Annotated in this window: 11 protein-coding genes; 4 read left to right on the forward strand and 7 right to left on the reverse strand. The window is 68.0% G+C overall.

All coding sequences use genetic code 11. The features are described from left to right. The first annotated feature begins 14 nt into the window (after positions 1 to 14). Both EPN98_RS12625 and EPN98_RS12630 read left to right on the forward strand, forming a co-directional pair. Positions 15 to 401: a VanZ family protein gene (locus tag EPN98_RS12625; RefSeq protein WP_293363077.1), complete on the forward strand. Its 387-nt coding sequence runs from the start codon at positions 15 to 17 to the stop codon at positions 399 to 401. Positions 402 to 423: 22 nt separating this feature from the next. After that, the gene (locus EPN98_RS12630; protein ID WP_293363078.1) at positions 424 to 1,206 is read left to right on the forward strand and encodes a hypothetical protein; all 783 of its coding nucleotides are present in this window, start codon (positions 424 to 426) and stop codon (positions 1,204 to 1,206) included. Between the two features lie 4 nt (positions 1,207 to 1,210). Here the strand turns inward: EPN98_RS12630 and EPN98_RS12635 are convergent, their stop codons facing one another. Beyond that, positions 1,211 to 2,725, reverse strand: coding sequence for an MFS transporter (locus EPN98_RS12635; protein ID WP_293363080.1), 1,515 nt, complete (start codon positions 2,723 to 2,725; stop codon positions 1,211 to 1,213). 236 nt (positions 2,726 to 2,961) lie between these two features. Here EPN98_RS12635 and EPN98_RS12640 point away from each other — a divergent pair, with 236 nt between their 5' ends. Beyond that, positions 2,962 to 5,328, forward strand: coding sequence for a transketolase (locus EPN98_RS12640; RefSeq protein ID WP_293363081.1), 2,367 nt, complete (start codon positions 2,962 to 2,964; stop codon positions 5,326 to 5,328). A gap of 20 nt (positions 5,329 to 5,348) precedes the next feature. Here the strand turns inward: EPN98_RS12640 and EPN98_RS12645 are convergent, their stop codons facing one another. Further along, entirely contained in the window at positions 5,349 to 6,524 is a 1,176-nt protein-coding gene (locus EPN98_RS12645) for a cystathionine gamma-synthase (RefSeq protein WP_293363082.1), read from the reverse strand. Beyond that, positions 6,521 to 7,900 carry a cystathionine beta-synthase gene (locus EPN98_RS12650; protein WP_293363083.1) on the reverse strand — a complete coding sequence of 460 codons (1,380 nt, stop codon included), beginning with the start codon at positions 7,898 to 7,900 and terminating at the stop codon, positions 6,521 to 6,523. Before EPN98_RS12650 ends, EPN98_RS12645 begins: the two co-directional genes overlap by 4 nt. Before the next feature lie 328 nt (positions 7,901 to 8,228). On the opposite strand from EPN98_RS12650, the gene EPN98_RS12655 reads away from it, so the two are divergent. After that, entirely contained in the window at positions 8,229 to 8,756 is a 528-nt protein-coding gene (locus EPN98_RS12655) for a hypothetical protein (protein ID WP_293363084.1), read from the forward strand. 6 nt (positions 8,757 to 8,762) lie between these two features. Here the strand turns inward: EPN98_RS12655 and EPN98_RS12660 are convergent, their stop codons facing one another. The 4 genes from EPN98_RS12660 to EPN98_RS12675 all read right to left on the reverse strand — a co-directional run. Then, the gene (locus tag EPN98_RS12660) at positions 8,763 to 9,254 is read right to left on the reverse strand and encodes a hypothetical protein (protein WP_293363085.1); all 492 of its coding nucleotides are present in this window, start codon (positions 9,252 to 9,254) and stop codon (positions 8,763 to 8,765) included. A gap of 56 nt (positions 9,255 to 9,310) precedes the next feature. After that, complete coding sequence (locus EPN98_RS12665) at positions 9,311 to 9,967, reverse strand: hypothetical protein (RefSeq protein WP_293363086.1); 657 nt, start codon at positions 9,965 to 9,967, stop codon at positions 9,311 to 9,313. Then, positions 9,964 to 10,677, reverse strand: a complete 714-nt coding sequence (locus tag EPN98_RS12670) for a HupE/UreJ family protein (protein ID WP_293363088.1) — start codon at positions 10,675 to 10,677, stop codon at positions 9,964 to 9,966. The genes EPN98_RS12665 and EPN98_RS12670 overlap by 4 nt, the downstream gene beginning before the upstream one ends. Before the next feature lie 71 nt (positions 10,678 to 10,748). Next, on the reverse strand, positions 10,749 to 12,340 hold a 1,592-nt coding region (locus EPN98_RS12675; RefSeq protein WP_293363089.1), incomplete at its 5' end, for a TonB-dependent receptor.

The following is a 12,340-nucleotide window of genomic DNA, read 5'->3' on the forward strand; positions in this document are numbered from 1 at the left end:
AGACGCAATCGGACGTGCAAGTAAGGCCGATGATGCCCTACCGGTTTCCGCGCCCGGCGCGCCTCGCCCTGTTCGCCCTCGCCGCCGCCATATTGATGGTGCTGTGCGTCGTGCCGCAGCAGGACCTCCCCGATGCGCCCGCCGGCGACCGCGTGCATCACCTGGTCGCCTGGTTCGTGCTGACCCTGACCGGCTACGTCCTGGCGCCCAACCGCCGGATCGCCATCCCGGCCTTCGCCCTGGCCTATGGCGTCCTGATCGAGGTGGTCCAGCGGCTGACCCCCACAGGCCGCCATGGCGAGTGGCAGGACTTCGTCGCCGACGCGCTAGGCGTGGCGCTGGCCGTGCTCGTCTTCCCGCTGGTCCGTAGGCTCTCGGCGAGGGTCATCGACGCCGTCTAGGCAGCCGATTATGGTCCGCGCCATGTCCGAAGCGCCGAAGCCTTACCTCTACCTCGCCGTGCCCTGCTATGGCGGAAACCTGAACCTCTTCTTCGTCCGCTCGATGCTGGCGCTGCAGGAGGCCTGCCGCGAGAAGGGCATCGGCCTCCACATCGACCTGATGGGCGGCGACGCCCTGATCACCCGCGCGCGCTCCCGCTTGGCCGCCCAGTTCCTGGCGCACGGCGAGGCGACGCACCTGCTGTTCATCGACGCCGACATCGGCTTCCTGCCGCAGAACGTCTTCCGCCTGCTCGAGGCGAAGAAGGAGGTGATCGCCGCTGTCTGTCCGCTCAAGAGCATCGACTGGGAGAAGACCCGCGCCGCCGTCCAGCGCGGCGTGGCCGACCTGCAGGCCGCCTCGATCGGCTATGTCGTCCGCTTCCTGCCCACGGCCGACAAGAGCGTGCAGGTCGAGAACGGCTTCGCGAAGGTGGCCTACGGCGGCACTGGGTTCCTGATGATTGAGCGGGCGGCGATGCAGCGGATCTGCGACGCCCATCCTGAGCTGCGCGCCAAGATGGGCGACATGGGCGACAAGCTGGCGCCCGAGGCGGTGATGGTGTTCGACACCATGGTCGAGCCCGAGACGGGCCAATACCTGTCGGAAGACTACGCCTTCTGCCGCCGCTGGCGGGACCTGGGCGGCGAGATCTGGGCCGATTTCGAGGCGCGCCTGACCCACGTGGGCCACGCCGCCTACACCGGCAGCCTCATGGAGGCGTTGATCGCAGGCATGCCGCCGCCGCCCGCCGTCAACGCCTGATCCGCTACTCGGCGGGAGTGGCGGCGATCACGCCGGGCGGATCCTTGACGGGCGCGGACGCGGGCGCCGAGCCGGTGGCCGCGCGTCGCGCCATCAGCGCCGCGCGCGTGACCTCGTAGCTGTCGCGGCTGATGTTGTAGCGGGCGTAGCAGATGGCCGCGATCAGGCCGGGAACCGCCGCGAGCACGCCGTCCCAGAGCACCAGCTTGAAGAGGACGTCGCCGGCGACCGCGCCCGGCGTCGCCTTCTCGGGGAAGGCCACCACCAGCAGGACGAAGCCGGCCAGGAGCGAACCGATGGCCTGGTCGATCTTCGCGGCCAGGGCGCGGGTGGAATACAGGATACCCTCCTGGCGGACGCCGAACCGCAGCTCGTTCTCGTCGGCGATGTCCGCCAGCGCCGACATGGCGCCGATCTGCAGCACGCTGAGGGCGCCGTACGACAGGGCCGACCAGGCGATCAGCATCATCAGCAGGTTGGGCGTCTGGGGCGTGAGGACGCCCATCATGCCGGCCACCAGGGGCGCTGCGGTCGTAATGGAATAGGCGACGGCGCCCCAGACCATGGTCCCGCGCTTGTCGAACTTGCCGTGCATCTTGGCCGCGAAGGCGAAGGCCGTGGCGTATCCGACGAAGCTTCCGATCACGAACCAGCGGAGCTGCTCGCTGCTCAGGCCCCAATAGAAGGTGGCCGTGTAGAGCCGCAGCCCTTCCTTCAGCCCCAGCATCATCGACAGGAAGAAGATCCCGACCAGCAGCCAGACGTAGTTCCGGTTCCGCAGCGCCTTCCAGATGTCGGAGAAGAACGCGCCGGCGCTGAACTTTTTCACGTCCGGCCCCGGCTGCGGCAGGAACGGAATGCGGTCGCGGGTGAACCAGGCCGACGCGAACAGCACCACGACGATGGTCACCGCCATGGTCAGAGCGAAGAGGGGCCAGGGCTCAGGATTGAGCAGGCCGCGCGGATACGCCGGCGTCGAGGGGAAGAAGTAGCTGTAGGCGACCCATGACATGGCCGAACCGCCGGCCCAGGTGAAGAAGCTGTTGTAGGCCATCACCTTGGAGCGCTCGATGTAGTTCGGCGACAGCTCGGCGCCCAACGCCAGGTGCGGCGTGTGGAAGAACGTCATCACCTGGCGAAGCAGCGACACGAAGATCCCGCACCATACCGTGAGGGCCAGCGGGCTCAGACCCTCGGGGGGGTTGAAGATGCCATAGAAACTGAGCGCGATCGGGATGGGCGCCGCGTACATCCACGGGTGTCGGCGGCCCAACTTGGAGTTCCGGGTGCGGTCGGACCACGACCCCACCAGGGGCTCGGTGAGGCCGTCCAGAACCAGGCTGATCGAGATGGCGATCCCGATCCAGTGCGCCGGCACGCCCAGGATCTGGTTGTAGTAGATGAGCGCGAAGCTCGAGACCGCATAGAGCGCGATGATCTCGGCGGCGCTGCCGATCCCGAAGGCCAGTTTCGTACGAAGCGGAAGACGGTCCGCCGCGCCGGGCGCGGTTTGGCTCATCTACGGTATCCTCCCGGCGCGCTCTCGGGGGCGCGCTCAAGGGATCAGACTGAACCCAGGACTTTCGACCCGTCAATCGCGGCGTACCGAATCTTCGAGATCGAGACAGGATCCCGGGCGTCCTGTCTCCCACCTGACGTTTAACCCCAAACCCTGCTAGATGTGGGATCAACGCACCCGATGCCGTCGATCCGGCGCAAGGTCATCCCTCCATTTCCCGGACAGCCGCGATTTCCATGCCTCCGATTCAGTCCGCCGCGCTTCCCGGTCACAATCGCGGCGCCCAGCGCGAGATCGAGATCCTCGACCTTATCGACGCGCGCCTGCGCTGGCTGGCGACGTGGACCATTCATAACGCCAACCACAACCGTGAAAGCCGCGACGGTCTGAAGGTCGGCGGCCACCAGGCGTCGTGCGCCTCGATGACCTCGATCATGACCGCGCTCTACTTCCATGCGCTGAAGCCGGAAGACCGGGTGGCCGTGAAGCCGCACGCCAGCCCCGTCTTCCACGCCGCCCAATACCTGATGGGCCGCCAGACCCGCGAGCAGCTGGAGGCCTTCCGCAGCTTCGGGGGCGCCCAGTCGTATCCGTCGCGGACCAAGGACAAGGACGACGTCGACTTCTCCACCGGCTCGGTCGGCCTGGGCGTGGCGATCACCGCCTTCGCCTCGCTGATGCAGGACTACCTGTCGGGTCACGGCTGGCTGGCGGATGACCGGCGCGGTCGGTTCGTGGCCACGCTGGGCGACGCCGAGCTCGACGAGGGCAACATCTACGAGTGCCTGATCGAGGCCTACAAGCACGACATCCGGAACTGCTGGTGGATCGTAGACTACAACCGGCAAAGCCTGGACGCGACCACCGCCGACAGGATGTTCGATCGCTTCGACGACATCTTCGAGACCGCGGGCTGGCGGGTCGTGACGCTGAAGTGGGGCAAGGCCCAGATGCGCGCCTTCGCCCGTCCCGGCGGCAAGGCGCTGCGGGACTGGATCGAAGCCTGTCCCAACGCCGACTTCGCCGCGCTCACCTATCGGGGCGGCGCGGCCTGGCGCGAGCGGCTGATGGCCGACATCGGTCGCGGCGCGGGCGTGCGGGCGCTGCTGGAAAGCTTCTCTGACGACGACCTGCACCAGCTGATGATCGGCCTGGGCGGCCACTGCATCGAGACGCTGACCGAAGCGTTCGACGCTGCGCAGGACGACACGCCCACCCTCTTCATCGCCTACACCGTCAAGGGCTTCGGCCTGCCGCTGCAGGGTCACAAGGACAACCACGCCGGCCTGATGACCCCCACCCAGGTGGAGACCCTGCGCGTCGCGATGGGCGTGCCAGAGGGCCGGGAGTGGGAGCCGCTGGCCGGATTGTCCTCCGACGAAGCCGCCGAGGTCCGCGCCTTCGTCGAAGCGGCGCCATTCGCCCGGCCCGCACAGCGCAGACACACCGCGCCGGCCGTGCCCGTACCGTCCCGCGTCGAGTTCCCCAGCCCCGACGGCGCCGAGCAATCCACGCAAGCTGCCTTCGGCCGCATCCTGCTGGACCTCGCCAAGAGCGGCCATCCGATCGCCGACCGCATCGTCACCACCAGCCCCGACGTCACGGTCTCCACCAACCTGGGTGGCTTCGTGAACCAGCGCGGCCTGTTCCGCCGCCGCGAGACGGCCGACGTGTTCCGCGACGCCAAGATCCCCTCGCCGCAGCGCTGGGCGGGCAAGGCGGCGGGCCAGCACGTCGAGCTGGGCATCGCCGAGCACAACCTTTTCCTGAACCTCGCGGCCTTCGGTCTCTCTGCCCCGCTGTACGGTGAACGCCTGCTGCCGATCGGGACGGTCTACGACCCCTTCATCAGCCGCGGCCTCGATGCCCTGAACTACGCCTGCTACCAAGACGCCCGCTTCATGCTGGTGGCGACGCCATCGGGTCTGACGCTGGGCCCCGAGGGTGGCGCGCACCAGTCGATCTACACGCCGCTGATCGGCATCGGCCAGCCCGGCCTGACCTACTTCGAGCCAGCCTTCGTGGACGAGCTCAGCGAGGTCATGCGTTGGTCCTTCCAGCACATGCAGGCCGATGACGGCGGCTCGGTCTACCTGCGGCTCACCACGCGCACCCTGGCGCAGGTCGAGCGGACCAGTGACGACTGGCGCGAGGACGCGCTGAAGGGCGGCTACTGGCTGAAGGCGCCAGGCGCGGGCGCTGACGCCGCCATCGCCTTCTGCGGCGCCGTCGCCCCCGAGGTGCTGGCCGCCGCCGAAGCGCTGGCCGACGACATACCCGGCCTGGGCGTCCTGAACGTGGTCTCGCCCGGCCTTCTCCACCGCGACTGGATGGCCAGCCGCCGCAGCCGCTGGAACGGCCAGGGCCGCCGCGAAAGTCACGCCGAAGCCCTGCTGGGCCGGCTCGCCCCCGGCGCCGGCTTCGTCACCGTGGTCGACGGCTCGCCCGCGACGCTGTCGTGGCTGGGCGGGGTGAGGGGCCAGCGCGTGTCGTCTCTCGGACTCGACAGCTTCGGCCAGGTCGGCGACCTGCCGGACCTCTACCGCCACTACGGCCTGGACGTGGACGCCATCGTCGACGCCTGCGCGGAGTTGTTTCTGTAGAGCCGCCGGCGGCGTTGGGACTACCCCAGCGCCCGGTCCAGATCCGCGATCAGGTCGTCGACGTTCTCCACGCCCACCGATAGGCGGATCAGACCGTCGGCGATGCCGATGCGGGCGCGGGTTTCGGCCGGGATCGACGCGTGGGTCATGATCGCCGGGTGTTCAATGAGGCTTTCCACGCCGCCCAGGCTCTCGGCCAGGGTGAACAGCTGCGTCCGTTCCAGCATCTCGCGCGTCCCGGACAGGTCGCGGTCGAGGACGGCGGTGATCATGCCGCCGGGCGCCGCCATCTGCTTCCTGGCCAGCGCATGCTGCGGGTGGCTCTTGAGCCCCGGGTAGATCACCCGGGCCACGTCCTTGCGCGCCTCAAGCCATTCCGCGATCACCTGGGCGTTCTCGCAGTGGCGCTCCATCCGGAGCGCCAGCGTCTTCATGCCCCGGAGCGTCAGGTAGCTGTCGAACGGGGAGGCCACCGAGCCGATGGCGTTCTGCAGGAACGTGAGCTGGTCGCGCAGGCCCGCGTTGTCGCCCACCACCAGTGCGCCGCCAACCACATCGGAGTGGCCGCCGATGTACTTGGTGGTCGAGTGCATCACCACGTCGAAGCCCAGCTCGAGCGGGCGCTGCACGTAGGGGCTGGCGAAGGTGTTGTCGGCCGCCGCGATCAGGCCGCGCTTGCGGCAGAGCGCCGCGATGGCTTCCAGATCGGCCAGCCGCAGCATCGGGTTGGTGGGCGTCTCCACCCAGACCATCTTCGTCCGGGGCTGAATCGCCGCCTCGACAGCCGCCAGGTCCGACAGGTCGACATAGGTCACCTGCAGGTTCTGGGTCCGGGTGCGCACCTTGTCGAACAGCCGGAACGAGCCGCCGTAGAGGTCTTCGCTGGCGATGATGTGGTCGCCCGCGTCCAACACCTCCAGAAGCGTGGCGATCGCCGCCAGACCCGAGGCGAAGGCATAGCCCTTCGTTCCGCTCTCCAGGTCGGCGATACCGCGTTCCAGCGCGAAGCGGGTCGGGTTCTGGCTGCGCGAGTACTCGAAGCCGCTGTGCACGCCCGGCGAGGTCTGCGCGTAGGTGGACGTCGCATAGATCGGCACCATCACCGCGCCGGTGGTGGGGTCGTGCTCCTGGCCGCCATGGATCGCTCGGGTGGCGAACTCCAGGCGGTTCTTCCCGTGGGAGTTTTCGTCTTTCACGCCGCGCGCCTCAGATAATTGATCAGGTCGATGCGGGTGATCAGGCCCAGGAACTCCTTGCCCTCCATCACGATCGCGACCTCGTCCCGCTCGAATATGGGGATCAGGGCGTCCAACTGCTCGCCGACCTGCAGGGTATGCAGCTTCGCGGTCATGGCGGTGGAGACCGGCTGCTTGAACCGCTGGTTCTGGTTGCGGTCCTCGACGGCCTCCAGCAGGTCGCTCTCGTCGATCAGGCCGATCAGGCGGCCGTCGTCCAGCACCGGAAGCTGGCTGACGTCAGCGGCGCGCATGCGATTGTAGGCGGTGAGCAACGCATCGCCGGGCCCGACCGTCACCGTGTCGCCGGCGCGCGCGATCAGGTCGCGCAGGTCGCCGTGCAGCTTGCGGTCGACCAGCCCCTGCTCGACGACCCAGCTGTCGTTGTAGACCTTCGACAGGTAGCGGCTGCCGGTGTCGCAGACGAGGGTCACCACGCGCTTGGGCTCGGTCTGGTCGCGGCAATACCGCAGCGCCGCGGCCAGCAAGGTGCCCGATGACGAGCCCCCAAGGATGCCGGCCTTGGTCAGCAGCATCCGCGCGCTGGCGATGCTCTCGCTGTCGGGGATCTCGTAGGCCTTCGCCACCAGCGCCAGGTCGCAGTTGTCGGGAATGAAGTCCTCGCCGATGCCTTCCACGACCCACGAGCCGGGTTCAATCTTCTCTCCCCGCTCCACCAGGGGGGCCAGGATCGAGCCAACGGGGTCGGCGAGAACCATCTTCGTCTTCGGGGAGGCCTTGGCGAAGAACCGGCCCAGCCCCGTCAGCGTGCCGCCCGATCCCACGCCCACAACCACGGCGTCGAGGTCGCCGACCATCTGCTCGAGGATCTCGGGGCCCGTCGTCGTCTCGTGCGCGAGCGGGTTCGCGGGGTTCGAGAACTGGTTGATGTACACCGCGTTGTTCAGCTTGGCCGCAATGGCTGCGGCCATGTCCTGGTAGTACTCGGGATGGCCCTTGCCGACGTCGCTGCGGGTGATGCGCACATCGACGCCCATGGCGCGCAGGTGCTGGATCTTCTCCCGCGCCATCTTGTCGGGCACCACCAGCAACAGCTTGTAGCCCTTCAGGACGCCCACCTGCGCCAAGCCCAGGCCGGTGTTTCCGGCGGTGGCCTCGACGATGGTGCCGCCCGGCTTCAGGGATCCGTCCTTCTCGGCCGCTTCGATCATCGACAGCGCGATGCGATCCTTGATCGATCCGCCGGGGTTGGCGCTCTCCAGCTTCACGAACAGGCGGCAGGGGCCAGTGTCGAAACCGGTCAGTTCAACCATCGGCGTGCGGCCGATCAGGTCCAGGGTGGTGTCCGCCGGCGGCGGCAGGGGCAGCTTGGTCAAGCGATCTTCCTGATTCAGATGGGATGCATATTGCGCGTTGTCGACCCAAAGGGAAACGGACAACCCAATTCTCCCTCCCATGGGGCAAGATCAGTCCAGCGCCGGAGGAGCCTTGCCGCGTCCCCTGCGGAGCGCCGGGGGCGGTCTTTGAAGCTTCTGGCGGCACGCTCCCATGAAACGCCGCCGGGAGCCGACGCGTTGCGCCGCCCAGCCCGTGGCGGTGGGCGCCATGGGCCGGAAGTCTCTCTGTAACCGTTCCGTACGTAGCCTCCGGCTTTCGCGCGGCTAGTATGGCGCCGCTCTTCGTCAGTGGTTCGGAGTCCGGCCCTTGAAACAGTACCTCGTCCTGGCCGCCTGCGCGGTCGCCCTCGTCGGTTGCCAGCAGCAGAAGCCGGGCGCCAAGGCGCTCGCCGACGCCAAATTCAACAGCGACCTGCCCATGAGCGAATTCATGGGGCATTTCGTCGACCCCGCGGCCTTCATGTACTGGAAGAACTCGGGGACCGTGGTCGACGAGAAGGGCGAGCACGACCTGACGCCCACCACCGACGAGGGCTGGGACGTCCTGGTCACGGGCGCGACCATGCTGGTGGAAGCTGGGAACGTGTTGCAGCTGCCGGGTCGCGTCCGCGCGCCCGAGGCCGACTGGAACAAGTACGCCCAGATGCTGAGCGAGCGCGCGATGATCGCCCGCGCCGCGGCCGAGAAGCACGACAAGGCCGCCGTCTTCGAGGAGGGGGCCAAGGTCTACGAGGTCTGCGTGGCCTGCCACGAGCAGTTCGTCATCCAGCCCGACATCAAGGCGAACGGTCCCGCGAAGGGCGATCCGCTGCCCGAGGTTCAGGGGAAGAAATAGTCGACCCTAGCGCCCGCGGCCGACGCAGTGGCCGTGGGGTCCGCCGATCCTGTCCAGGGGACGGCCGGCGCTCATCTCCTCCAGGTCGCAGCGCTGGCGATCGATCGGGCCGGCAAACGCGCCCGCGCCGTAGGGGTAGTGGCCATACGGCCCGCCGCTCCGGCCATATCGGGTGTCCTCGAACGCCAGGCTGAGACGTCCCGTCTCACCCAAAGGCATGTCGGTGCGCACATAGACGCTGCGGTAGCCGCCCGTGCCGACGCCCACCGACACCTCCCCGTGCACCTTCCGGTCGTCGCGCGCCACCACACCGCTCACCTCGCCAGGCTCGGCCACCGAGGCGGCCGGCGAGCTGCGGATGAAGGCGTCGATCTGGTCCGACGTGGAGACGGGCGCTGCCGTCGCAGACGCGGTCGCCACAGGTTCTTCGTCAGCGAGCGCCGGCGAGGCGATCAGGGCGGCGCCCAAGATCAGGCAGGGGGCGAAAGCGACGCGCATGCGGAACTCCTTGTCCCGCCATCACACGCGGCAAATGCGGCGAACGTATTGCAGGCTTAAGGCGCCGGGCGCGCCTGGGCGGCCGGCACGTTGGCGACGATGCCGGCCTCGTTGCCGGGCTGGCCTGATGGGATCAACTCGTAGAATCCCGCCAGCCGCAGCCTCACCACCACCGGCTTCTCACTGGAGTTGGAGAACTGCCAGCCCTGGATGCCGTCGAACGGCGAGGTGAGCGCCCCCTGCTGCTTCAGCCCGAACGCCTGCTTCCAGGTCGAGACGGCCATCGCTTCGCCGGGCTTCGGGGTCGTGTGGCCGTGCTGATCGAAACGGAAGTCGCGCGGCTCGGACGTCCCGATGACCTCCCAGGCATAGATCAGGGTGGCGTCCTTCTTCATCCGGACCTTGTACTCGAGCTCTGACCTGTCGGCGCCGGCCATGAAGTCACCCAGCGGGATCTCGATCACGTCGGTGCGGAACGGCGTGTCGTATTCCCGGGCCCTCGCCGCGCCGGCGGTCGTGTCGACCGTCTGGTCCTCCGGGGCCCACAGCCGCGACAGTCCCGAGAGCTTGCCGACGCCCAGCGGGTCACGGTTGAACTCGGCTGGCAGGATGGCGCCCAGCACGATCAACACGGCCAGCAACAGCGCGCCCAGGGCGGCCAGGATCAGGCGCCCTCTGGCCATAGGACGGGTGGGTTGCTCGTTCGCGCTCATGAGACCGCTCCGCCGAAGAGGTAGCCGGCCAGCTGTTCGCCCGCGAGGACAAAGCCGGCCAGCATCAAGAGGATGTTCGCCCCCGCCGCCGTGCGCTCGAAGGCCGGCGTCCGCCGCCAGACCGTCATGGCCGCCAGGATCAGGCTCAGCGCCAACACCTGCCCGATCTCGACGCCGACGTTGAACGACACCAGATTCACCAGCAGCCCCTCCGGGTTCAGGTTGAGCGCCTGAAGCTTGGTGGCGAGCCCGAAGCCGTGGATGAGGCCGAAGCCGAGGACCGCGATGCGCGGATCGGGCTGAACGCCGAACAGCGTCCGGAACCCGCCCAGGTTTTCGAAGGCCTTGTAGGCCACCGACAGGCCGATCACCGCGTCGACCAGGTGCGGATCGACATGCAGGTCGAAAAACACGCCGGCCAGGAGGGTGATCGAGTGGCCCAGCGAGAACAGCGAGACGTACAGCGCGATCTGGCGCAGCCGGAACAGGAAGAAGATCACCCCAACCAGGAACAGCAGGTGGTCGTAACCGGTGACCATGTGCTTGGCGCCGAGGTAGGCGAAGGGGATCGGGTCGGGGCCCCGGGCCGCCGCCACGAAGGCCGCGTCGGTCCCGCCGATGTTGTGCGCCAGCGCCGCGCCGGCCCAGGCCAACGCCAGGACCAGAGCCGGCAGCCCGAAACACGAAAGCCGCGATACGCCGTTCCCCATGGGTCCGGCATACCGCGGCTTTGAACGCGTGGCGAGGCGCGACGGCGGGCCGCCGCGCCCTATCCCGAGTTCTAGAATTCCTTCCGGAACGTCGCGCCGTAGGTGCGCGGCGCGTTGGTCAGGAACCCGTAGCGGGCGCGCAGGCCGCGCTCGCGGTCGATGGCGAGCTTGGCGCGCTCGTCGCCGAGGTTGTTGACGAACGCCGCAACCTCGAAGCCGTCACCCCGGACGCCGAGGCGCAGGTTGACGATCTCGTACGACGGCAGCTCAAGCGGGAAGATCAGCGACGCCGCCGTCTGCCCGCCCAGGTTCGGGAAGGTAGCCACGGTGCGCGGGTTGTTCTCCTGGTCGGAGACCTGCGTGTAGCGCTTGCCGACGTGCTGGGCGGTCAGGTTGGCGAACGCCTCCAGACCGTTTTCCATCTCACGCTCGTAACCCACGCTGATCGAGCCCTGGAACTTGGGCACGGTGGGCAGGCGGTTGCCGTCACGCAGCCCCTGGATCGGCACGCCGCGGGCGTCCACCAGGCTCGAGGTGAGCTTGGCGTCATTGTACGAAGCGGCCGCCGAGATGTCGAAGTTCTCGGTCAGGCGGTAGGACAGCTCGGCGTCGAAGCCGGCCGACTTGGCCGAATCCACGTTGGCGATGATCCGCGACGAGCAGCTGCCTGCGTCGATCGTGGCCTGCAGATTCTTGATGTCGGCGTAGAAGCCGGCCACCGTCAGCGAACCCGCGCCGCCGGCGAACCGGGCCTTGGCGCCCGCTTCGTAGTTCCAGACCGTCTCGTTCTTGAAGCTGGGCTGCGACAGCGCGTTGAAGGTCGCGAAGTCGGCCGGCGTGCAGAGCGGGCGGTTCAGCGGGTCGTTGATGCCGCCGAGACGGAAGCCCTTCGACACCTGAGCGTTCAGGGTGATGTTGTCGGTGGCCTCATAAGCCACGATCACCCGCGGCGCCCACGCATCGGCCTTGGTCTTGCCGGGGACCGCGATGGTCTTGTCGGCGAAGATCCCGTCGAACGTCAGGGTCCGGGTCTCCTTGTAGTCGGCCCAGCGCAGGCCGGCCGTGACGTCCAGACGATCGGTGACCGAGTAGGTCGCCTCGCCGAACACCGCGAACTGCTTCTGCTTGTAGGGCACCGTCGAGAAGTACAGGTGGTCGGTCGGGGCCACGTCGCTCTTCGAGGGAATGCCCGAGAGGCGCGAGAAGCCGTTCACGAACAGGTCCTGAGCGTAGTCGCGGTCGATGTGCGAGTAGAACGCGCCGGCCACCCACTGCAGCGGGCCTTCGCCCGTCGACGTGAGGCGCAGCTCCTGGGTGAAGGTCTGCAGGTCGGTCGTGTCGGCCAGCGGCGAGTCGATGTTGTAGACCGCCGGCGGCAGGCCGATGGAGCCGCCCGTGATCGACGCGGTCAGGGCCGTCGCGTCACGCAGCACGAGCACCTCGCGGTCGGTGAACGACGAGATCGAAGTGACGCGCACGCCGTCCAGGTCGTAGTTCAGCGACAGGTCGGCCAGGAAGAACTCGTCCTCGAACTTCTCCTTGAGCTGGGTGTACTGCTTCAGCCCGCCCAGCTGCACGCGCGGACGCGTGGTCGAGAACTGGTTGCCCAGGATGTTGTAGATGTCGACGCGGTTGAAACCGTCCACGTCGATCTTCTGGTAGA

Source organism: Phenylobacterium sp. (assembly GCF_004299445.1).
In the GTDB taxonomy this organism is placed as follows: Bacteria; Pseudomonadota; Alphaproteobacteria; order Caulobacterales; family Caulobacteraceae; genus Phenylobacterium.